This window comes from uncultured Bacteroides sp. (assembly GCF_910585845.1).
Classification (GTDB): Bacteria; Bacteroidota; Bacteroidia; order Bacteroidales; family Bacteroidaceae; genus Bacteroides.
The window spans coordinates 45,630-69,772 of record NZ_CAJUHF010000012.1; the positions used below are offsets into that span (position 1 = coordinate 45,630).

At 50.4% G+C, this 24,143-nt stretch carries 15 protein-coding genes; 5 read left to right on the forward strand and 10 right to left on the reverse strand.

From position 1 onward, the window contains the following. Positions 1–165: 165 nt before the first annotated feature. The 6 genes from QZ323_RS05430 to QZ323_RS05455 form a co-directional block, all read right to left on the reverse strand. A complete protein-coding gene (locus QZ323_RS05430; protein WP_294633461.1) occupies positions 166–2,157 on the reverse strand; it encodes a glucosamine-6-phosphate deaminase in 1,992 nt (663 codons plus the stop codon). A 704-nt stretch (positions 2,158–2,861) separates the two neighbouring features. Further along, positions 2,862–5,243, reverse strand: coding sequence for a penicillin-binding protein 1C (gene pbpC / locus QZ323_RS05435; protein WP_294633463.1), 2,382 nt, complete (start codon positions 5,241–5,243; stop codon positions 2,862–2,864). Positions 5,244–5,271: 28 nt separating this feature from the next. Beyond that, positions 5,272–10,956, reverse strand: a complete 5,685-nt coding sequence (locus QZ323_RS05440; RefSeq protein WP_294633464.1) for an MG2 domain-containing protein — start codon at positions 10,954–10,956, stop codon at positions 5,272–5,274. Between the two features lie 21 nt (positions 10,957–10,977). Then, positions 10,978–11,778, reverse strand: coding sequence for an amidohydrolase (locus QZ323_RS05445; RefSeq protein ID WP_294633466.1), 801 nt, complete (start codon positions 11,776–11,778; stop codon positions 10,978–10,980). Between the two features lie 195 nt (positions 11,779–11,973). Further along, positions 11,974–12,528, reverse strand: coding sequence for a 1-acyl-sn-glycerol-3-phosphate acyltransferase (locus QZ323_RS05450; protein ID WP_294633468.1), 555 nt, complete (start codon positions 12,526–12,528; stop codon positions 11,974–11,976). A gap of 9 nt (positions 12,529–12,537) precedes the next feature. Continuing rightward, positions 12,538–12,807, reverse strand: a complete 270-nt coding sequence (locus QZ323_RS05455) for a hypothetical protein (RefSeq protein WP_294633471.1) — start codon at positions 12,805–12,807, stop codon at positions 12,538–12,540. A 184-nt stretch (positions 12,808–12,991) separates the two neighbouring features. Between QZ323_RS05455 and QZ323_RS05460 the strand changes: the two genes are divergently transcribed. After that, the gene (locus tag QZ323_RS05460; protein WP_294633472.1) at positions 12,992–14,638 is read left to right on the forward strand and encodes a diphosphate--fructose-6-phosphate 1-phosphotransferase; all 1,647 of its coding nucleotides are present in this window, start codon (positions 12,992–12,994) and stop codon (positions 14,636–14,638) included. Positions 14,639–14,803: 165 nt separating this feature from the next. Then, the gene (locus QZ323_RS05465; protein WP_294633503.1) at positions 14,804–15,562 is read left to right on the forward strand and encodes a glycoside hydrolase family 25 protein; all 759 of its coding nucleotides are present in this window, start codon (positions 14,804–14,806) and stop codon (positions 15,560–15,562) included. Positions 15,563–15,777: 215 nt separating this feature from the next. Here the strand turns inward: QZ323_RS05465 and prmA are convergent, their stop codons facing one another. Beyond that, positions 15,778–16,620 (reverse strand): 50S ribosomal protein L11 methyltransferase, encoded by an 843-nt coding sequence (gene prmA / locus QZ323_RS05470; protein WP_294633474.1) that lies wholly within the window; start codon positions 16,618–16,620, stop codon positions 15,778–15,780. A gap of 212 nt (positions 16,621–16,832) precedes the next feature. Between prmA and QZ323_RS05475 the strand changes: the two genes are divergently transcribed. Together QZ323_RS05475 and QZ323_RS05480 are read left to right on the forward strand one after the other, a co-directional pair. Continuing rightward, positions 16,833–18,200, forward strand: coding sequence for a hypothetical protein (locus QZ323_RS05475; RefSeq protein ID WP_294633475.1), 1,368 nt, complete (start codon positions 16,833–16,835; stop codon positions 18,198–18,200). 48 nt (positions 18,201–18,248) lie between these two features. Beyond that, a complete protein-coding gene (locus QZ323_RS05480; protein WP_294633476.1) occupies positions 18,249–19,838 on the forward strand; it encodes a TonB-dependent receptor in 1,590 nt (529 codons plus the stop codon). A 262-nt stretch (positions 19,839–20,100) separates the two neighbouring features. Here QZ323_RS05480 and QZ323_RS05485 read toward each other — a convergent pair whose 3' ends face one another. Both QZ323_RS05485 and QZ323_RS05490 read right to left on the reverse strand, forming a co-directional pair. Beyond that, the gene (locus QZ323_RS05485) at positions 20,101–20,658 is read right to left on the reverse strand and encodes an NADH peroxidase (RefSeq protein WP_294633477.1); all 558 of its coding nucleotides are present in this window, start codon (positions 20,656–20,658) and stop codon (positions 20,101–20,103) included. A gap of 39 nt (positions 20,659–20,697) precedes the next feature. Continuing rightward, positions 20,698–21,138, reverse strand: coding sequence for a Fur family transcriptional regulator (locus QZ323_RS05490; RefSeq protein ID WP_294633478.1), 441 nt, complete (start codon positions 21,136–21,138; stop codon positions 20,698–20,700). A gap of 238 nt (positions 21,139–21,376) precedes the next feature. Between QZ323_RS05490 and QZ323_RS05495 the strand changes: the two genes are divergently transcribed. Continuing rightward, a complete protein-coding gene (locus QZ323_RS05495) occupies positions 21,377–23,293 on the forward strand; it encodes an NAD(+) synthase (RefSeq protein WP_294633480.1) in 1,917 nt (638 codons plus the stop codon). A 21-nt stretch (positions 23,294–23,314) separates the two neighbouring features. On the opposite strand, the gene QZ323_RS05500 is transcribed toward QZ323_RS05495, so the two are convergent. Further along, positions 23,315–24,130, reverse strand: a complete 816-nt coding sequence (locus QZ323_RS05500) for a transporter substrate-binding domain-containing protein (protein WP_294633505.1) — start codon at positions 24,128–24,130, stop codon at positions 23,315–23,317. Between the last annotated feature and the right edge of the window lie 13 nt (positions 24,131–24,143).

Sequence of the window (24,143 nt, forward strand, 5' to 3'; positions counted from 1 at the left end):
GATTTGTTGGCTGGAAAACATGGATTTTATTTATTTATAAAAAAAGTACCACTCCTGATATACAAAAAGGACACCCCTGAACGAATGTAGGGATGTCCTCTTTTCCTATGTTGATTGCTTTGTTACCGTTGTATACACCAAGCTGTATCCTTGATCTACCGATACTTACAGCGGAATATATTCCACAAACGCCTCCATTGCTTCGTACGAAGCCAAGCCCAGGCTGTCGTACAGGGCGGCTGTGCCGCGGTTACGGTCCTCACTGCGCTGCCAGAACAGACGTTCGTCGTTGCCCAGGAACGGGGCGCTTTCCATCTGCGACTGGTGTTTCAGGATGGAGTTACGCTTGGCGCGCAGCTCTTCCGGACTGATGGGCACGGCCATTTCGATGTTCTCGATTTCCCATTCCGCCCATGCGCCGCGATACATCCAGATGCGGCAATCCTTGAGCCATTCGGCACCCTCTTCCTTCTCCAGGTCGATGGCGGCGAATACGGCGTCGGTGCAGACACGGTGCGTGCCATGCGGGTCGGCAAGGTCGCCGGCTACGAAGATCTGATGGGGCTTCACTTCGCGCAAGAGGTTGCGTACGATCTCCACGTCTACTTCCGTCAAGGGACCTTTCTGAATGCGGCCCGTCTCGTAGAAGGGCAGGTCGAGGAAGTGGCAGTGGTCGAGGAGGATGTTATTGTAAGTACATGCCGTGCGGGCTTCGCCGCGGCGTATCAGGCCTTTGATGGTCAGGATGTCGCGCGTGTCGATGTCGCCGTCTTTCTTCTTCTTCAAGAACTTGCGTATCTCGGCGTATTTGTCGGCGATCACCTTGTCTTCGCTGTTGTTGAAGAGCTGGTTGAAGCCGTTGATAAAATGGAGGAAGCGGATGACCTCTTCGTCGCCTACGGCAATGTTGCCGGAGGTTTCGTAGGCCACGTGCACGTCGTGCTTCTGTTCTACCAGGCGGCGTATCGTTCCACCCATGGAGATGACGTCGTCGTCGGGATGGGGTGAGAAGACGATGACACGCTTCGGATAGGGCGTGGCACGTTCCGGCCGGTAGGTGTCGTCGGCATTGGGTTTGCCGCCGGGCCATCCGGTGATGGTGTGCTGTAGGTCGTTGAATATCTTGATATTGACGTTGTAGGCGGAGCCAAAGAGGGCGAGCAGCTCGCTCAGGCCGTTTTCGTTATAGTCCTTGTTGGTCAGTTTCAGGATGGGCTTTCCGGTGAGCTGGCAGAGCCATACGATGGCGCTTCGGATGAGCTTGTCGTTCCATTCGCAGGAGGTGACGAGCCAGGGGCGCTGGATGCGGGTCAGGTTGCCTGCGGACGAGAGGTCGAGCACGATGTGGGCGTTGTTGTGCGTCTGCAGGTAGGAGGCGGGAATGGTGTCGGTCACTGCGCCTTCCACGCACTCTTTCACCATGCCAGCTTTGTCTTCGCCCCATGCCATCAGATAGATTTTCTTGGCGCTCAGGATGGTAGATACTCCCATCGTGATGGAGCTGATGGGGGTGCTTTCGATGCTGCCGAACATTTTGCATGCTTCGTTGCGTGAGGCATTGTCGAGCAGGATGAGGCGGGTGGTGGAGTTCAGGCGTGAACCGGGTTCGTTGAATCCGATGTTACCTACGCGGCCGATGCCCAGCAGTACGGCGTCGAGTCCGCCGAAGCTTTCGATGCGCTGTTCGTAGAGGCGGCAGTATTCGAAGATGGTGTCTTTGGGAATGGTGCCGTCGGGGCTGAAGATGTTCTGGCGGTCGATGTCGACATGGTCGAGGAACATCTCTTTCAGGGCATTCAGGTTGCTGTTGATGGCGTCCGACGTGAGGGGGTAATATTCATAAAGGTTGAATATGATGACATTTCGGAAGCTCAGTCCTTCTTCCTGATGCATGCGGATGAGGGCTGAGTAGACGTTGCGGGGGGAGTTTCCACCGGGCAGGGCGAGTACGCAGAAGCGTCCGGCTTTCTGCTTGTCGCGTATGAGTTGTGCGATTTCGCAGGCGATGTGGTTGGCTCCTTCCTCTGCCGATTCGTAGATGTCGGTCGGGATTTTTTCAAGTCGGGTCAGTACTGACCGTTCGAATGCGTTCTCAGGTCTGTAATACCTGGAGGATACTCTGTTGAGAGTGATTTGAGAACTAAGATTGGTTTTCATAATTTATTGGTATTAATAAATTGATTAAAGCTGTTCGTTTTTTATGGTTTGACATTTATGCGATAACTATACGATAATTATACGATGACTATGTAATGTCTATACAATAACTATACGACAATTATGCGATAATTATGCGAAAACTGTACGAAAAACAATGTCTGCTTCGTGGGCATGGACATTGGGGGCGTTTTTCGGAACAGGGTATCGCTTATGCACTGTTTCGACTGCAAATGTAGGACTTTTTGGCAATAAAGTGTGCTCTTTTCGGTAGTTTTCTTTAAAAAGAGTTTTTCCGCCGCTTTTTGGGGACTTTTCTCGTGGCGTATGGGCGTACCTTTCCTTGCCGACTATAACGCGGCTCGAAAAACGCCATTTAACTTCGATTGACGTTGTGGGGCCGATGTGTTAAAGTTACGGGGCCATTTTAACACCGTTCCCTGGGAGTGGCGGCAGAGCGGTGCCTTAACGAACCCTTAACGACTCCTTAACGACCCCTTAACGGAGGCTTAACGGAGGTAGAACGGAGGTATGCCGTCCGAAAACTGACGAAAAACAGCCGAAATCGCGAAAAAACACCCCGGTTCGAGCGGCAAAACACCCTGGAAAAAAGGGGAAAACAGGTCGAAACCTTAGCCTTTTTTAACCGTTTTCCGTGAACCGCTTTTCCGGCGGACATACTTTGGGGTGTGCGCCCCGTGCGGTCACTCCTCTACGAAGAAGGCGATGGACACCGTGTTTCCCGCATCGTCCACGGCGGTCAGGATGTGCCGTCCGGGGTCGGGCTGGAGCGAGAGCTTGTGGAAGTCTTGCGTCTGCATCAGGTAGCCGTTGTCGAGATGCCAGTAGACGGTGGCGGCGGGATGGCTGTGCGCCAGTTCGACGGTGACCACGCCCCGACTGCCGTCCATCTGACGGGGCAGCACGATGCGGGAGCCGGACGTCGGGTAGATGAACTGCATGGGCGTCAGCGCATCCTCTCCGCAGCCGGGACGGAAGGGGGGAAGCGGGCGGTATTCGGGGTGATGCTGCCTGTAGTACCACTCCCACACGGGCGGGAGGCTGAACCACGACCGCCGGACGACGGGTTCCGACGCGGCGCAACCCTCGTAGATGCGCTCCGTCTCGTCGGCCGACAGCGTGACGGCACGGTGGTAGGGACAGGCCTCCGTCCGCAGTCCGGCGGGCAGGACGAGCAGCGTGTCGCTCTCTTCGCAGAAGCGCCCCTTCAGGTGACCCGACCTGCGGCATATCTCCGCCTCGACGAACACCCCTTCGGGACGCCGGAACCAGCGCGAGGCGGGCAGCAGTCCGAAGACATCGAACAGCACCGGACCCGCCGTCTGTGCGCCCACCAGTCCAGGTTTCCCCTCGCCCGTCGCATTGCCCACCCATACGCCTACGGCATACCGTGGGGTGACGCCCACCGCCCACGCGTCGCGGAAACCGTAGCTGGTGCCCGTTTTCCAGGCGACGGGATGCATGGAGGGGATGGATTTCCAGTCTATCTCTTCGGGGCGGTTCACTTCGGTCAGGGCGCTGAACGTTTGCCACACGCCGCCCGGCTGGAAAAGCTCGTCGGAGACTTGAAGGGGGGCATTGGAGGAGGTAGTCTCTCTCGAAAGGGCGTCATCGGAAGAGGCGGTCTTCTCTCCCTCACCCGGTATCAGCAGCCCGCATTCCCCTTGCGGCAGCCGCAGCAGGCTACGCCCCATGTTGGCGTATGCGCAGGTCACATCCCACAGGGTGGCTTCCGCTCCGCCCAAAATGAGTGACAGCCCGTAGTGGGATGCCGGCCGGTTGATGGTCTTGAACCCCGCCTGCCGCAGGAAGTGATGGAATTTCGGTACGCCGTAGCGTTGCAGCATCGTGACGGCGGGAATGTTCAGCGACCGCGCCAGCGCCTCCGAGGCGGGGACGGCTCCCTCGAACTGCCGGTTGAAGTTCTGAGGGGTGAATCCGTTGATGTTCACCGGTATGTCCGGAAGCAGCATATCCGGCAGCAGACTGCCCTCGTGCAGCATCGCATAGTAAAGCAACGGCTTCAGGATGCTTCCCGTACTCCGTGGCGCTTGGATGATGTCCACCTGACTGCCCGCCTGAGCGTCTTCGTAGCGGGCATTGCCGCAATAGGCTACTACTTGGTTGCTCCGGATGTCCACCACCAGGATGGCAAGGTGGCGTATGTCGCTCCGCGCGAATTCACGGTTCCAGCGTGCGGCAAGCGCCTCGATGCGGGTTTGCAGTCCCTTGTCGACGGTCGATACGGAGCGCTTCCCGTTCCGCAACCGGTAGAAGCGGCTGACCAGGTGCGGGGCTATCTGCGGCAACGCGTGTGGCGCCTCGGGCAGGGGCTCGCTGAGGGCAAGCTCGTAGGCAGAATTGTCCAGCTTCCCCGCTTCGTGGAGTTGTTTCAGCAGCCTGTCCCGCTTCTTCAGCAGCTTGTCCCGCGCCTTGGACAGGTGCATCACGGAGGGCGCGTTGGGCAGCACCGCCAGCGTGGCGGCTTCTGCCCACGACAGCTCCTCGGCGGAGTGCCCGAAGTAGCGCCATGCGGCGGCATCCAGTCCGACGACGTTCCCGCCGAACGGGGCTTGCGAGACGTACATCGAGAGAATCTCCTCCTTCGATGCGCGGAACTCGAGGCGGGTGGCGAGTATCATTTCAATCATCTTCTCTCCCAGGGTGCGCGGCTCTTTCCTTGCCAAGCGTATGGTCTGCATGGTGAGGGTGCTTCCGCCGCTGACGACGCGCCCCTGCCTTAGGTTCTGCCAAGCGGCTCGTGCCGTGGCAAGCGGGTCGACGCCCCAGTGGAGGTAGAAATGCCGGTCTTCGAACGTGGTCAGGCAGTGCTTCATCTTCTCGGGCACCGTGCCGCGGGGAGGGAAGCGCCATTGCCCGTCGGAGGCGATACGCGCGCCCAGCAGTTCCCCGTTGCGGTCGGCAACGACGGTCGAGTAGGGCACGTGGAACAGCTGCTGCGGAAGGCAACAGGCGTATGCCGCCACCAGGACTGCCGCCACGGCGAGCAGGGCTTTCCTCGTGGCGGTCAGTTGTCTGATGTGCAGGATGATGCTTGGTCTCATGGATTGATCAATTCCCGTTCAAATGTGTTCAGTCGCGGCTGACGGTTGTCTGTCCCGCCCGCGTACGTGCCTGTACGGAGGCGTCGTACATGGCTTCACACTGGATGGCAGGCAGGACGAAGCGTCCGGCATACGTGGCTTGCAGCCTGACGGTGAACCGCTTCAGCTCGCCGCGCTGCAGGTCGAAGTAGGTCAGTATGCGGTCGTCGCGGATGTCCTGGTAGGTGAAGGGGCGGTTGTCGCGGATGTCCGGTTGTCCGGAATTGCGGTTGCCGCGGGCGTCCGACTGTCCGGTTGCATCGGCGGAGGCGGCTTCGGAGGCGATGAAACGCTCGTTGTAAATCTCCCATCCGGAGGGGATGATGTGCGTCAGTGCCAGGTTGCTGTATGCTGTGGTTCCGCTGGTGTTGCCCACGGTGATGACTGCCATGAAGTCCGTGCCCTGCCGGATGTCTTCTACGGAGAGGTCGGCACCGTTCATGTTCGTGTACTTCACGTCCATGCGCAGGTTTTGGGCCATCTCCGGCAGGGTGTCGTTGAGCAGTTGCGTGCGGGTCACGACGTCCACGCTGAGGGTGCCTTTGCCTTGGTTCTTCACCGTGATGTCTCCTGCTGTCGGTGTCGTATCGAGCGATTTGCTCCACATCGCCTTGGCGGATTTTACAGCGGGCTGTTGTTTCCCGTTCCGGCTCCAGGTGAAGTCCAGCGCGCCCGAAAGCTGCTCTGCCAGGCGTCCCATAGCCATCAGCGCGAATGCCGTGGACTGCGTGTTGAATCCCTCCTCGTCTGCCAGATTGCGCGACACTTTCCGGGCCTGTTGCAGCGCGGCATCGTTCCTGTGCATCAGGAGCAGCGTCTCCAGTATCATGGCTTCGTCCCGCTCGGACGAGCCGTAGACGGTGTTTTGCGAGGCGTAGGGCGCGATGGTGGTCTCTATGTTGAACACTAACTCTTCAGCCGCTTTGGTCTTGCCCGTCAGCGCGTATGCCGCCGCCAGTCTCCAGCGGGCTTGCAACGGCAACTGGGGCTGTTCCTTCATCCGGTTCATGGCTCCCGGTTCAGGAACGCCTGCCAGAGCCAATGTGTATAGTCTGTAGGATTGTTGCAGCGCCGATTGCCAACGTGTCCAGCCGTCTTCCTGCTCCGGCATCCGCCAGTTCTGGGCGGCTGCGCGCTGGAACCGTTTCCACTTCTCCAATACATTCGGATGGACGGCGTAGCCCTTCTCCTGAGCCAGCACGAGGAACATGCCTGCGTAGGAAGTGACCCACTCGTCCGCCACGGCATTGCCCGGCCAGTAGGCGAAGCCCCCGTTCGGAAGCTGGCGGGAGTAGATCTGCCGGATGCCTTCCTGTACGTTGGTCTTGATCGTCTCCGCCTCCTCGCCGTCCGTCTCCTTGAGCCGGTCGATGAACAGCAGGGGCAAGGCCTTGGACGTCAGCTGCTCCGTGCAGTGGTGCTGATAGTCGAAGAGGAAGTCGAACCTGCGGCTGAAGTCTACGGACGGTATGCGCGATACCTCCAGCCACAGGCGGCTGCCTGCCGGAGAGGCGTTGTGCAGGGTGTAGGGGAGGGTCGTGCTCTCGCCGCTCTCCAGCCACTTGGCTGTCCGCAGGGTGACTGCCGGATTGGGATTGCGCACCTCTATCTCGATGGTCTCCTTGGTCTGCTTTCCGCCTCCTGCGGCTGTCAGCCGGATGACGGCCTTTCCGGTCTTGCCGCTGGTGCGGATGCGGAAGAGGGTGAGTTGGTCGCCGGGCTGGGCAAAGGATATGGTCTGTTGCTTGTTCCCCATGACCTCTATCCCGCCGCCGTCGGCCTGGATGGATACCGTCACCTCTTTCACCTCTTTCTCCATGGCAAAGACGTTCACCGGAACCGTGATCTCCTCCTGTGTGCCGAGCACACGCGGCAGGGTGGAGAGAAGCATCAGCGGCGTGCGTACGAAGGAGCTTTTCTCAGCCTTCCCATACGCTCCGTCCTGTCCGGCAATAACCATCGTGCGTACCGACCCGACGTACATGGGCAGTCGCAACGTATGTGTCTTCTGCTTTCCTTTGCCCAAGTGGAAGGGACCGATGAACTTGACCACCGGCTTGAAGCGGTTCGCCTTGGCGTCGGCAGGTTTCAGGGTCTCGTCGCCGCCCGTGCTGAACAGGGAGCTATAGCGCCCTGCCGAGGCTCCGAGCACATTGTCGTACATGTCCCAGGTGCGGATGCCCAGGGCTTCGCGGGCGTAGAACTCGTTCCAAGGGTCGGGCGTCTTGAAGTTGGTCAGGTCGAGCAGACCGTCGTCTACCACCGCCAGTGTATAGGTCATCGGTTTGCCGCTCTTTTCGCTGACGGTGACGGTGAAGTCGGTCTCCGGACGCAGCACGTCCGGCATGCTGATTTGCGGTTGCAGGAGGGTCTGACGGTTATTCACCGGCACCGGTACCACTCCATACATGCGTATGGGCAGGTCGTTGACTGTTTGTGCGTGCGGTTGCAGCAGGCTGATGTGCAGGTAGACGTTGGGTGTCATTTCGGGCGTCACCTTGAAGGTGTATTTCGTGTCCTGTTGGCTGGAGACTTCTATCCACTCGCGTTGCAACACCGTCGAACCGTTCTCCACGGATACCAGTGCGCGTCCTCCTGCGGCTGCGGGAAGAATGGCAGTCACGGTTTCGCCTATCTCGTACGTCTCTTTGTCCAGCGAGAACGCCAGCATCTTGATGCCGCTGGGGTCGCTCTTGTTCGAGCGTCCGCGCCAGTCGGGCCAGTCCACGTAGATGGTTCCGCCGGTGGCGTGTCCGCTCTCTGTGTCTTTCACGTAGATCAGGTAGCGTCCCCAGTCGGGGTAGTTAACCCGGAACTTGAAAGTCGCCTTCCCGCCCGTGGTCCGGATGCGGCCCTTGGCTACGGGGGTAATGGAACTGCTGTTGATGTAGGTGCCGAAGGATTCGTCGCGGTTCTCCCACCACCAGCTCCAGGAGATGCGGTAGATTTTATACTCCAAGTTGGAACGGTCGGTCAGTTCTCCTGCCGCATTCACTGTGACCACGTCGAAGAGATGGTCCTTGTCCGTCTCTATGTACTTGCCTTTCGGCTGGTTCAGGTTGATGCCGACGTAGGACGGGAAGGGGGAGTAGGGGACGGTCTGCGTGTAGATGCTGGCATCCCCTCCAGGCTCGAACACGCGGGTGGTCAGTGTGGCGTTCAGCATGCCGGGGGCATGGGTGGCGGCGGGCAGCTTGAGGAGGAAAGCTGCCTTGCCTTCCGCATCGAGTGTGCCGTTGAACACGTCGCTCTTCACGGTGGTGAACTCGGTGGCGGGATTGTTGAACGTGTATTGGCTGTAGTTCTTGAATTGCGTGTTCACTTTTGATAAGGACATCTCTACCTTGGTCTTCAACTTGGCTGCCGTGGCGCCTGTCAGCCAGGTGGAGTAGAGCTTGGCAGGCATGACCTTCCTTGATGCGTGGATGATGTCTCCGGGCATCTTCAGAGTTATTTTCAGCCTGTTCGGCTTGACGGTCTCTATGCGCAGGCTCTTGTGAAAGGCTGTTCCGCCCACTTTGACGTAGGCGTTCCACACTCCCGTGGGGTCTTCGGCATGGGTGGGAATGTCAAATGTGTAGAACCCGTTCAGGCCCTGCGTGGAAATCTGTTTCGTATGGAATTGGCCTCTTGGGTTGTAAAGCTCCAGCGAGACGGGGTGCTTGTCGGGAATCCGCTTCTCCCGGTCTTCCAGGATGAAAGCTACGTGAAGCGTATCTCCCGGTCGCCAGACCCCTCTTTCGCCATAGATGAACCCTTTCAGTCCCTTCTGTATCTCTTTTCCGCCTACATCGAAGCGGCTGACGGACTGCTCTTCGCCGTCTGCCACGCGGACGTAGGCTTTCTGCTTGTCCACTTCGGCAACGACAATGAAGGGCACGCCTTTCGGGGCGATTTCAACAAAGCCTTCCCCGTCGGTCTCGCCCGTTCCGATGGCTTGCAACTGGAAGTTGTAGGCGGTTACTTTTGCCTTCTCTATCGGCCGCGTGTCCAGGATGTTGCTTACGGCAATCCATAGCTTGTTCAGGGAGTTTCGTTTCACGATCATGCCTACGTTCGAGGCGAATACATTGCACGACGCAGAGTGGTCGGAGAGGTAGTAGGAGGGATGGCAGGGATTGTTCCGCTCTCTCCAGTCATATTGGCTCCAGTCCATCCGGATGCCGCCGTTGTAGTAGAAGTAGGTTTCGGGAATGTCCCATTCCGCCTCGTTCTCGTCTGTGATGCTGTTTCCGCTGACCTTCACCAGTCCTTCGCTGCTGTTCTTGTCTGCGAAGCTCATCTTCCTGTTCTCTGCTCCGCCGCATGGGTATGCCGAATATTCCTGACGGAAGGAGAGCACAACGCGGTAGATGGCTCCCGGTTCCTGCCGGATGAGGCCGGACAAGTCGATGGAGTAGTCTTCCCAACGGTGCACGTCTTTCGTGTTGTCCTTGTTCAGCCAGAGCGTGTTCTTGTAGACCAGTCGTCCGGAACGGCGAAGCTCATTGGCGGATGAGAGGGTATTGTTCTGCATGAACGTCAGTATGTTGCTCTCGAAGATGCGTATGACGCTCAGGTCCACAGCATACAGGTTGACGGCCCGGAAGGGGATAATCAGGTTTTTGGAGTCGGGCAGGATGGCTGCGGAGGTCGACATCTCTACTTGCGGCTTCAGGCTCAGCTCGCTGAACGAGATGGAGTGGGAGGTGCCGAGCGGTTTCCCCTTGTCGTTTTGCACTCCTTCGTGTATCTTCAAGGTCAGCTTGTCCAGTTGGTTGGCTTCGAAGTAGACACGCACTCTGTTGTCCTCTACCTGGAAGATGGAGTTGGAGATTTCGGGAATTTCGATCAGTCCCTTCAGGTCTTGTGTGACAGATACCGGATCGGAAAATACGATTTCTATCCCGTTCTCCGGCTCCTCAATACGCCGGGCGGCGAGGAAGCGGAAACTCTCTTTGGCGGGAATCAGTATGCTTTCGATCTGCTTCCGGTCAATGCCTGCCGGACTGCCGTCTGCTTTTATTTCCAGTTGGTAGTCCGCCTCTTTGCGGGGAACGCCGACGATCTCAAAACTGTAGCATGCCGGATTGTCCGTCGGTGTGACGGTTACAGGATGGTTTTCCCCTTTCCCGTTTCCGGCAGTCAGCATCTTCTCTACTTCTTCCTTCTTGGCCGCATTGCTGAAGCGTATCTCTCCTTTGAGGTCCATCTGTTCGGAGCGGTTGCCGCGGCCGGTAGTCATCGGCGGTTCGACGTGGAAGGAAAAGTCATGCTCCTGCACCCTGAACGAGAACTTGAACTCTTTCAGTCGGCCTTCCACTTCTACGAATCTGCCCAGTTGGAAAGTCCCTTCGTAGAATTGCCCCGGTTTCAGTCGGCCTGCTTCGGGGATAAATTCGATGGTATTGTTGTTGACCCAATAGGCTTTCCCCTTCAACGAGGGAGAGAAGCTGAAGGGGTTCTCTTTCAGTTCGTTGTTCAGGTCCACCATAGGCTGGTCTTGCGCCAGCTCGATGCGGATGTTTGATGTTTGCGAGATGACGCCCCCGGTGTATGCATTCACGTAAGAGGCGTATTCGGCAGAGGGAACAATGTCTTTTTGACCGCTTGTACAGGAAGTCAGAAGGGCAATGCCCAGTAAAAAAAAGAATAGTGTATCGGTGATACGCCGTTTAGTTTTCATCTGTTCCATGAATTTAAGAATGTTAAGTGGTTAGTGTTTGATCAGAAAGCTTTCCGCATCCTTCCATGCAGGAAACTTCTGTCTGAAATTCCGTAGTGCGGACAGGTCGAGCGAAGCGGTGGCGGAACCCTCTTCCCCATCCGGTACACAGGTTAGAAGCTCACCCTTAGGCGAGTAGGCCACACTGCCTCCGTTGTATGTTATCTCGTTGCCGTCGGTGCCGACACGGTTCACGCCGCACACGTAGCAGATGTTCTCGAGTGCACGTGCCTGCAACAGGACATCCCACACTCGGCGGCGCGGAACGGGCCAGTTGGCTACATAGATCAGCAGGTCATATTCGTTGTTTACATTGCGGCTCCAGACGGGGAACCGCAGGTCGTAGCAGACAAGCAGAAGGATGTTCCATCCCCGATAGGAAATGATTGTCCGTCGGTCTCCTGCGCAGAAGTGTTCCGTCTCTTTCCCCATGCGGAAGAGGTGGCGCTTGTCGCAATAGTATGCGTCTCCCTCGGGAGTCAGAAAAAAGGCGCGGTTGTAGCAAGGTTTGATGTGTGCAGCGTGATCGTCGTTTTCTTCGCTGCAAGCGATGTAGCTTCCTGCAATGGCAAACTGAAATTCGGTAGCCCATTGCCGCAGAGTAGTGAGGGTGTTGCCGTTGATGGGTTCGGCCAGTTGGCAGCTGTTCATGCTGAAACCGGTAGAGAAGGTTTCGGGCAAGACTACAATCTCTGTTTCTCCGCGGAGTGTTTCCAGTTTCTTGCGGAGCAGGAGCAGGTTTTCCTGTCTGTTCTCCCAAACAATGTCTGTCTGTAGTAACGTTACACGCATAGGGCAAAGATTTATCGGGTTAAGATTTCAAAGGGTCGGTCTCTGTAGTTTCTTTATATCCACTCCATACTCCATATTCACTTCATGTCCGCTCCATGTTTTGTCTATGCTCTATAAAGCATGGACAAACATGGAGAAAACACGTTGATGGTATTGAGAGGGTATAGTTCTGATATGGAAAAAACTGTGATTTTCCTATATCTCTCCCAAAGCAAAATTTTTCGGGTTCTTTCCCTCGAAATCCTTATAATAGAGCTTTACCTCGCGCATCTCCTTTTCCAGATCTCCCGAAGGCATAATCGCTTTTGTGGCAGTGATGGTTTTGGTTCTATAATCAACCCCTATCAGGACGATGGGTACCTGCGCTTTCAGAGCAATAAAATAGAAACCTTTTTTCCACTCAGGATTAGCTTTACGGGTTCCTTCCGGCGTGATGGCAAGCTGGAATCTTTTGCTATTCGCAAATCTTTCGGCCATTTGATCTACCAACGACGATTTACGTCCCCGATTTACCGGTATTCCTCCTATGGACTTGAATATCAATCCTAACGGGAAGAAAAACCATTCTTTTTTCATCATGAAACAAGCTTTCCGCCCCATAGCACCGTAAAACAATTTACCGATAAATAAATCCCAATTCGAAGTGTGAGGTGCCGCACATATTACGCATTTGTCATAATTCGGCACCGTCACATTAGTCTTCCATCCTAAGATGCGATAAAAGATAAAGCCGTATATTGCTTTTTTCATTCCCTGTATTTACATCAGTTTGCTGAGGCTATCCTCGAATTCGCTTATTTTCTTGTTGAAGTCTTTGTGGAATTTTTTATAAAAACCTTTTACATTTCCAGGCTCTGTGTGGCTGATTCGACTGATGAATTCGTTTCGTGTACGTGCTACTTCGATTATGATATTCTTAGCAGCTTCTTTGTTCTCTTCGCTCATAAACGTATAGCTTACTATGATATCGAAGGTTAATTCTTGCATCGCATGATCGACGTATTTCTTAAGTAGTCTTCTTTTTGCCATAATTTTTACTATTTAAATAAATGAATTAAAATATTTTCGGTAAAGATAAGTACTTTTTATGGTATAAACCAATATTCCGTACTTTTTTTGATGTATGCATCCTTTCATAATTCAGAAAAAAACACGAAATTTGCCACGCTTTTGAACGAAATTCTAATTAATACCTTTAAATAACTTAAATAAAATGACAAAAAGTGCATTGCAAATTGCAAGGGCTGCTTATCAGCCCAAACTTCCGAAAGCGCTGAAAGGTGCTGTTAAGGTTGTAGCCGGTGAGGCTACTCAATCTGTAGCCGATCAGGAAGCTATTCAAAAATTGTTCCCCAACACGTACGGAATGCCTTTGATTAAGTTTGAGGCTACTGACGAAGTGGTTGATTTTCCTGCTATCAACGTAGGTGTTATCCTTTCAGGAGGTCAGGCTCCTGGTGGTCATAATGTAATTTCCGGTATCTTCGATGGAATCAAGAAGTTGAATAAGGATAGCAAACTTTATGGTTTTATCCTTGGTCCCGGCGGCTTGGTTGATCACAACTACATGGAGCTGACAGCTGATATCATCGATGAATACCGCAATACGGGTGGTTTTGACATCATCGGTTCCGGCCGTACGAAACTGGAGAAGGTAGAACAGTTCGAAAAAGGTCTGGAAATCTTGAAACAACTTGATATCAAGGCACTGGTCATCATTGGTGGTGACGATTCCAATACCAATGCTTGTGTGTTGGCAGAGTATTATGCAGCAAAGAATTGTGGTATACAGGTGATCGGTTGTCCGAAAACTATCGACGGCGACTTGAAGAATGAAATGATTGAGACATCTTTCGGTTTCGATACGGCTTGCAAGGTTTATTCGGAAGTTATCGGTAACATTCAGCGTGACTGTAATTCTGCTCGCAAATACTGGCATTTCATCAAACTGATGGGACGTTCTGCTTCTCATATCGCATTGGAATGTGCTTTGCAGGTACAGCCCAATGTCTGTATCGTATCAGAAGAAGTTGAAGCAAAAGATATGTCTCTGGATGATGTAGTGACTTCTATCGCTCAGGTAGTAGCCAATCGTGCAGCACAAGGTAACAATTTCGGTACGGTGCTTATTCCCGAAGGTTTGATTGAGTTCATTCCTGCCATGAAGCGCTTGATTGCCGAGTTGAACGACTTCCTTGCTGCTAATGCAGAGGAATTTGCTCAGATCAAGAAATCGCATCAGCGTGACTATATCATCCGCAAACTTTCTCCGGAAAATTCAGCTATCTACGCCAGCTTGCCGGAAGGCGTTGCACGTCAGTTGACGCTGGATCGTGACCCGCACGGAAATGTACAGGTTTCTCTTATTGAAACAGAGAAACTGTTGTCCGAAATGGTAGCTGTCAAGTTGGCTGCATGGAAAGAAGAAGGTAAGTTTGTAGGTAAGTTCGCTTCTCAACACCACTTCTTCGGTTATGAAGGACGTTGTGCAGCTCCTTCAAACTACGATGCCGACTACTGCTATTCATTGGGATATACAGCTGCTTCTTTGATTGCTAACGGCAAGACCGGCTATATGTCTTCCGTACGCAATACGACTGCTCCGGCTGAGGAATGGATTGCAGGCGGTGTGCCCATCACGATGATGATGAACATGGAACGTCGTCATGGTGAAATGAAACCGGTTATTCAGAAAGCTTTGGTTAAACTGGATGGTGCTCCGTTTAAGGCATTTGCCGCTCAGCGCGACCAGTGGGCCATTGAAACGGCTTATGTATATCCGGGACCTATCCAGTACTTCGGACCTACAGAAGTTTGTGACCAGCCGACGAAGACCTTGCAATTGGAACAAGCAAAATAAATCGTTTAAAATGTAGAGTGAAGGGCGGGAGTGGTTCCGCCCTTTCTTTTCTTACTTTTATCATCTATGGCAGACCGGAAAACTCGTAAAACTCCTCCTCATCGTAAATCTGCTCCTTCCCGCTCTGCGGCACACCGTGGTAAAAAGAAGGGTAAAGGAGGTGTTATGCCTGTATGGTTGCGTACTATAATTTCAGTTTGCATCGTAGTCGTATTTTCCGCCTTTTTTTATTGGTTTTTTGTCCGTCCGTATGCCTATCGCTGGAAGCCCTGTGAGGGGCGGAAAGGGTATGGGGTTTGTATGCCTTTCGGTTATAATGTGCATGGCATTGATATTTCCCATCATCAAGGCAGCGTGGATTGGATGCAATTGATTTCGCATAAGACATCCGATTTTCCCTTACATTTCGTTTTTATGAAGGCTACCGAAGGGGGTGATCATAGTGATGATGCTTTTCCTTTCAACTTCGATCAGGCGCGCCGTTACGGTTTCATCCGTGGTGCTTATCACTTCTTTTCTCCTAAAACGGATCCCAATAAACAGGCTGATTTTTTTATTCGGACTGTTCAACTGACAGCAGGTGATCTGCCTCCTGTACTGGATGTGGAAAATATAGGTAAAAGTACTCCTGAAGATTTAAAAGTTGCTGTTAAGACTTGGCTCGATCGTATAGAGGAACACTATGGCGTGAAGCCGATTTTATATACTTCCTATAAGTTTAAGACCCGTTATCTCAACGATTCGATATTCAATGCTTATCCTTATTGGATTGCGCACTACTACGTAGATTCTGTGAAGTACGAAGGTGCCTGGCGTTTTTGGCAGCATACAGATGCAGGACGCGTTACCGGTATTAACGAGGAGGTTGACTTGAATGTATTCAATGGTACATTGGATGAACTTCTTGGAATGACATTGCGCTAAGACAAAAATAGGCTTAGCGCAAATCGCTCTTCTTTCTGCTTTACCTTCAATCCATCCTATACTTGTCGTATGGATAGCTGAAGTATATCTTCCGAGTTGTGTATTCCCCGAAAAATAGTTTTTCCGTGATAGACGTAGTCTTTTCCTTGTCCTAAGTCGAAATATACGATGAAAGTAATCAAGTTTAACATTTTAATGCAGGATGTGGGCTGTCTTTAAAGCCTGAACTTCACTGCGGCCCATCTGTTCTTCTCTTGATGATGCACGAATTGCAAACCGTTGCGTTCGGCTTCGGCCTGGATCATAGGAATGTCATCTACGTAGAAACCACTCATGAAGAGCTCTGCTCCAGGCTGCATACAACGTACATACTGTTTCATGTCGTTCAGCAGGATATTCCGGTTGATGTTGGCAATGATTACATCGAATGGTCCTTGTCCTTCCAGTGAAGAAGCATCTCCTTGAAATACGGAAATGTTGTCTACATGGTTCAGCTCGATGTTTTCCAACGAATTACGTACACACCATTCATCAATGTCAATAGCGGTGCAAGGTGTCGCACCACGCATGCGGGCAAGAATGGCAAGGATGGAAGTGCCGCATCCCATGTCGAGTAATGATTTACCTTTGAGGTTACTTTCCAACAATTCGGCAATAATGAGGCTGGTAGTTTCATGATGCCCCGTTCCAAAGGCCATTTGCGGATTGATGACAATGTCATATTCTGCTTGGGGAACATCATGGTGGAAAGTACTATGAATGACACAGCGATCTCCAATCACGATCGGCTGGAAAAAATTCTTTTCCCATTCCTCATTCCAGTCTTTGTCTTCAGCCTCTGCAAAAGTGTATTCGATCTTCGTGTCAGGCAGAGGAAACTCTTCAATGCTTGCCTTGACGGTGGTTTCGTTATACAAATCTTTCTGTATGTAGGCAGCAATACCATCTTCTTGTTCAACAAAACTTTCAAAGCCGGCATCACCCAATACGGCGGCAAGAATATCATTTGCCGTTTCTGTGCAGGGAGAGGTGCGGAATCTAAATTCTAAATATTTCATCGGAATATAATATTATTGTTAAATACAAAGAACTTTTTCGTTTGATGAATCGGATCCTTTGTATATTTGTTTAGCATTGCGCAAAGATAGTGTATTTAGGGAATACCCTATAATAATTTCGGGAAATTCTTCTAAGAAGGAAAAATCCCCTTGCTATCTTTGTGGTGTGATAAAAATAGATTAGTATAAAACCTGAATAAATACACCTAATAATGAAAAAGATTGTTTTTTTATCTCTTTTTGCCCTGTGCCTTCCTTGGATGGTTACAGCGCAGAACATAGACGATGATCTCTATTATGTTCCTTCCAAGAACAAGAAGGAAAAAAAGCAGGAGAAGAAGTCCGTAACTGCTACTCCGGCTGAAGAGATTGTAGTGAGATCAAATGCGCCGACTACAGTCTACACCTCGTCAGGAAATACCACTGTTGTAGTACAGGACCGTAAAGGCAACACACGCGATGTAGATGAATATAACCGTCGCTACAGTGCGCGTGAGAATGATTTTGTTATGGAAGACGATACTTTGTTTATCCGAGAAAAGGCGGTGCCCGATACCGAAGGCGAATGGGTGAACGGTTTCAACGGTTCGGACGATGATTACGAGTATGCGATGCGTATCGTGCGATTCCGCAATCCACGCTATGCCATAAGTATCAGTAGTCCTTATTATTGGGATGTTGTCTACGGACTGAATTCATGGGACTGGAACATTTACACTGACGGATTATATGCGTATGCTTTCCCCACTTTCTCCAATTGTTTGTGGTGGGATTGGCGTTATAATTCCTACGGTTGGGGATGGGGATATCCTTATTATGGTTGGGGCGGCTTCTATGGTGGCTGGAGTTGGGGATGGGGACATCATCATCACCATCATCATTACTATGCGGGAGGCTGGTATCCCGGACATTATTGGGGTAATAATCACTGGGGGGGAAGTCGTGTATATACCGACCGACGTTCGTATGGTGACCGCATATCTTCTGGCAATCGCATAGCAGGAACAACATCCGGTTCCCGACGTTCTTCTGGGACTATAGGCAATTCTCAAGTGCGGCGTAGTTCAGGAACTACGAGTGGAGAAACCAGAAGAAGTTCCGCCACAAGTTCAACCCGCCGTGTGGTAGGCACTCGTTCTTCGTCAGAGCGTCCGGGAATGAGTACGCGAACAGATGCGGCTTCGTCACGCCGTTCTACCTATACCCGTCCAAGCAGTACCCGTAGCAGTTCTTCATACAACAGTAGTGTGGAAAGCGTACGTAGTGGCAGCAATCGTGGAAGCAGTACGGTGCGCTCTTCCGGAACGACGACTCGTAGCAGCAGTACCCGTAGTGCTTCGACATACAACCGTGGCAGTTCGTCCGCCCCACGTAGTTACGATAGTGGTACGAGTACCCGTTCCAGCAGCCGTTCTTATGATTATAACCGTTCTTCCAGTAACTCTCGTTCTTCCAGTAGCAGCTATTCTTCCGGCAGCAGTTCACGCTCCGGCAGCTATTCTTCTGGTGGTAGTAGTTATTCTCGCTCAAGTAGTGGCGGAGGCGGTTCTTCCAGCAGAAGCAGTGGCGGAAGAAGATAAATATTAGGCATGAAAGTGTAGTAATTTTGAATCAAAAGGATATTGATTATGAATAGAAAAATGATTTTGGCCATTTTTTCCTTACTTGTTTCGGCAGGGATGAATGCGCAGACTATATATGATGTCACAAAGATGACAGAAAAGGACTTGAATGGAACGGCCCGCTTTGTTGGTATGGGTGGTGCTATGGGAGCATTGGGGGGCGATATCTCTACCATTGCAACGAATCCTGCCGGTATAGGTATCTATCGTAGTAATGATGCTACTGTTTCATTTGGTTTTTCATCCATTGGAACGGAAAGTAAGTATGGTGGAAATACGTTTAATTCAGACAAGAACCGTTGGCAACTGGATAATGCCGGTTTTGTACTCTCCAATAAGATAGGTAATCAGACCGTCTTGCGTTATGTCAACTTTGGATTCAACTATCATCGTGCCAAATCGTTCAACAAGATGACCTCGATGGAAGGTCTGATAAATCTTACCCCTGGTGGAGATGTGGTTTCGCAAACTTATCAGATGGCATCTCAGGCAGGAAGGATGTTGGACTATGGGTGTAATATTGACGATGTGAGTGCAAATGGTAATGTCTTTGACAACAACAATGTGGGATGGCTGGCTGCATTAGGATGGGAAGGTTATCTTTATAATCCTATTCTTAACGACGGACATATAACCGGTTTTAAAGCTTATCTTCCGCAGCCTTACAGCAAGGCTAAGTCGCGTGAGGCGGGTGGAGTTGACCAATATGATTTCAATATCTCATTCAATTTTAACGATCGGGTATATTTAGGTATGACCGTAGGAGCTTATGATCTGAACTACACCAAGAGTTTCCTTTATAGTGAAGACTACAGTACAAATGAATATTATGATTTGGATAGTTGGACAAGAATAGATGGGACAGGATTTGATGTGAAGTTCGGAGCCATTATACGTCCTGTAGAGACTTCTCCCCTGCGTATTGGCCTTGCAATACATACTCCTACGTTCTATAAGTTGACATTAGCGACTAATGTTTTGCTTAAATCCGGTATTTATAGAGAGAATACAGAAGGTGAGACAAAGTTTTATGAAACTACCGTAGATAGCTACGACTTTCTGAATAATAAGGATATGTCTTATGATTATGAGCTCCGTACTCCGTGGAAGTATAATTTGAGTTTAGGCTATACGGTAGGAAAGAATCTGGCGCTTGGTGCCGAATATGAATATCAGGATTATTCAAGTTCGCGTCTTTATTATCCGGAAGGAGATGAAATGAGGTATGAAAATTCTACGATAAAAGAGATGTTGAAGGGCGTAAGCACTTTCCGTATAGGCGCTGAATACAAAGTGATTCCGGAGTTTGCTTTGCGTGCCGGATACAACTACAGTTCGGCTGCTTACAAAGATGGGGCATACAAGGATTTGCCGTTAAATTCAGTTATGACGGATACGGATTATGCCAATGCGAAGTCGAAAAGTAACTATACGTTAGGTATCGGTTATCGGGGCTCAATGCTTTATGTAGACTTGGCCTATCAGTACAGTGCTTATAAGTCTGATTTTTATGCCTTTGACGATGAGTATCTGAACAAAACGGAAGTGACGAATACGCATAGCCAAGTAATATTTACTTTAGGAATGCGGTTCTAAAAATGAAGAGGGTGTTTATGCCCAAGTTAAAATATTTAAGGGTGTATCAAAACTCCTTTTTTGAGAAAAGAAGGTGTGTCAAAATGCCTTTTTAAAGAAAATCACCTCTGCTACAGCTATTTGTGACAGGGGTGATTCTTTCAATTCGGGCATTATGACACACCTTCTTCTTTTAATGGAGACATTATGACACTCTCATTTTCATAAAAAAAGAGAGAGGATTAACATCCCCTCCCTTTTAACTGTAATTCTTTCAAAGCAATTATTTCTTGAAATAGCGGTTATACAGACCTTCGAAGCCTTTACCGTGACGAGCTTCATCCTTAGCCATTTCATGAACAGTGTCATGGATAGCATCCAGATTCAGGGCTTTGGCACGGGTTGCGATACGCTTCTTATCCTCGCAAGCACCTGATTCTGCATTCATTCTCTTTTCGAGGTTAGTCTTTGTATCCCATACGCAGTCACCCAGCAGTTCAGCGAATTTGGAAGCGTGTTCAGCTTCTTCCCATGCATAACGTTTGAAAGCCTCTGCTACTTCAGGATAACCTTCGCGATCAGCCTGACGGCTCATAGCCAAGTACATACCAACTTCTGTACATTCACCCATGAAGTGATTGTTCAGGTCTTTGATCATTTCTTCGTCGCAGCCTTTGGCAACGCCGATAACATGTTCGTCAGCGAAAGTCAGAGCACCGCCTTCTGCAGTTTCTTCTACTTCTACGAACTTGCTTGCAGGAGCTTTACACAACGGGCATTTTTCGGGAGCGGCATCACCTTCATGTACGTAACCGCATACTGTACATCTAAATTTTTTCATTTTCTTTTTGATTTTAATAAATTAGTAAATCGTTTGTTATTATTGTATTATGTTAGTCATATCTTGTTCCTGATCTGCCTTACATTGTTTACATATTCCTTTATAATAAAAATGTAATTCTTGTATTTCGTGTCCATCCATTTTCATGTCACCCACTTTCTTTATGGCATTGTCGTATGCCAAATCATAGATTTTACCACAATACTTACAGAGAAAATGGGCGTGCGGGGTCGTATCGGCATCGTAGCATGTATTACGCTCATCAATAGTCAGGGTCTGTGCAGCTCCTTCTTCCGTTAGAATTTTCAGTGTATTGTACACGGTAGTTTTTGAGAGCGTAGGGATAGTTGGCGACAGTGCAGTATATATCTCATCTACCGTAGGGTGCGTGTGATGCTCCATGAGATATTTCATGATGGCTATACGCTGCACCGAAGGTTTTATATGATGCTCTTGCAATCGTTCAACTACTTTTTCCATAATCCTTTTAATACAAACTTGTAATAATTACATTTTTATTTCCCTTGCAAAGATAGATACTTCTTTTATTTCTCCAAAAGATTTTCTGCTTTTTTTTGGTAGTTGAACAGGATGGAACCGCATACTTTGTCACTTAAATGCGGATAAATCAGGAACATGTCCGCGGGAAAGGAATTATAATTTTGTGTTTTATGGATAAATAGCGTATTTTTGCCTCGAATATTATAAATGAATCCTTATGAATTACGGATATGTGAGAGTTGCGGCGGCTGTGCCCCGTGTTAAGGTGGCGGACTGTAAGTTCAACGCCAGGGAAATAGAAAAGGAAATTATCATTGCCGAGGGTAAAGGTGTACAAATCATCGCATTCCCGGAGCTGTGTATTACAGGATATACATGTGGCGACTTGTTTGCCCAGCAATTGCTGCTCGAAGAGGCAGAAATGGAGTTGATGCAGATTATCAACAATACGAGGCAGCTGGACATCATTGCCATATTGGGTTTGCCGGTGGCATTGAATGGCATGTTGCTGAATACGGCTGTTGTCATTCAGAAAGGAAAAGTGCTGGGAGTAGTGCCTAAGACTTATCTTCCCAATTACAAGGAATTCTATGAAAAGCGCTGGTTCACTTCAGCTGCATGTGTGACGGAGACGAGTGTGCGCCTTTGCGGCCAAGTGGTGCCCATGAGGGCAGACCTGCTCTTTGAGATGGCAAACACGACATTCGGCATCGAAATCTGCGAAGACTTGTGGGCTCCCATTCCTCCCAGTTCTTCATTGGCGATGCAAGGGGCTGAGATTGTGTTCAATCTCTCGGCGGATAATGAATGTATAGGTAAACATAATTATCTGTGTTCGTTGATCAGCCAGCAGTCGGCACGTTGCATTGCCGGTTACGTATTCAGTTCGTGTGGTTTTGGAGAATCTACTACGGATGTGGTATTTGCCGGGAACGGTCTGATTTTTGAGAATGGAAACAAGTTGGCTTCCAGCAAACGTTTCTCATTGGAAGGGCAAGTGGTGATCAGTGAGATTGACGTGGAATATATTCGTTCCGAGCGTCGTGTGAATACAACTTTTACAGCTTGCCGGACACATTGTGTACCCAGGGAAGCCATGCGCGTTTCTACGGAATATGTGAATGTCAAAGAGCTGGAACTGACACGTACTTTCGATCCGCATCCGTTTGTTCCGCAGGGAGCTGAATTGGATGAACGTTGCGAAGAGATCTTCTCTATACAAGTGGCCGGACTGGCGCAACGGTTGGTACACACTCATGCACAAAGTGCAGTGGTCGGAATTTCCGGTGGACTGGATTCTACATTGGCATTGCTGGTATGCGTCAAGACGTTCGATAAACTGGGATGGTCGCGTAAGGGGATCATCGGTGTTACTATGCCGGGATTCGGAACTACTGACCGAACACATACAAATGCTGTGGATTTGATGGAATCTTTGGGGATAACCGTCCGTGAGGTCAGCATTAAGGAAGCATGCATCCAGCACTTCAAAGATATCGGGCATGACGTGAATGTCCATGATGTGGTCTATGAGAATTCTCAGGCGCGGGAACGTACGCAAATATTGATGGACATTGCCAATCAGACTAACGGAATGGTAATCGGTACGGGCGACTTATCTGAGTTGGCATTGGGATGGGCTACTTACAACGGCGACCATATGTCCATGTACGGGGTCAATGGAAGTGTGCCCAAGACTTTGGTCAAACATCTGGTGAAGTGGGTTGCGGAACATGATGTGGATGATTCCTCTCGCGCTACGCTGCTCGATATCGTGGATACTCCGATCAGTCCGGAACTTATTCCGGCAGATGAAAACGGAAACATCAAGCAGATAACGGAAGACTTGGTCGGACCGTATGAGTTGCACGATTTTTTCCTCTACTACTTCTTGCGTTGCGGTTTCCGGCCTTCCAAGATATTCTTCCTTGCTGCCCAAACTTTTAAGGGAGTATACGATGAAGAGACCATCAAGAAATGGTTGCGGACCTTCTTCCGTCGTTTCTTCAACCAGCAATTCAAGCGTTCCTGCCTGCCCGACGGACCGAAAGTAGGTAGCATCTCCATTAGTCCTCGTGGCGACTGGCGAATGCCGAGCGACGCATCGTCAGAGGCTTGGTTGAGAGAAATTTAAGTTTCGCAAGCGAAACTTGAGTTAATTATAATATTTGCGGTAAATCTCTTTGAACTCCTTGCTGGTGCGGAAAGTCTGGAGCCAGGCGTTCAGGCTATCCAGCAAGGCGGGAGATTGCTTGCTGACTGCCCATGAATAGAATTGCGTGAAACTGATATCCGTTTTGATATCTATTTGGGGGAGGTCTTTGGCTACGGCACGGGCAATGCTTTCATCACATACGGCATAATCGATGTCTCCGTGGGCAACGAGAGCAATCAGTTGTTCCGGACCGTACTTGTCTATTTCTTTAATATATATGGTGTCACCTATTTCATTCCCCAAGTTATGAATGCGAAGGATGGAAGGTGCCCCTTTCACTACGTGCAAGGTTTTGCCTGCCAGGTCCAGTTGGTTTCTGACAAACAGGGAGTCGGAGGGTGAAGTTGCTTTTCGCTGTACGAGAACCTGCTTGTTCAGTACGATGGGAGTGGTGAGCAACAGTGAATCTTTCAATTCGCTGGTTGCCGGAATACTATAGGCAATCACATCAAATCTCCCTTCTGCCAATCCTTCAAGTCGCTTGCTGAAACTCATTTCAGGGATTATCGTTGCTTTCCAGCCGCGGTTGCGGGCAAATGCTTCTATCAGTTCATAATGAAAACCTGCCAAAGTGTCTCCGTCTACATGAAAGCTGATGGAATTGTATTCCGTAGCAGCACGGATGACCTGCTGGTCGGCAATTTCCGCATAATCACGCGGATGCCCTTTCGGCTTCTCTTTCTTGAGAAAGAGAGTGGCTATACAGGCTGCTATGACGCCCATCGCCGCATATTTCAGGATTCTCGTTGTCGGTATTCTCATTTACATG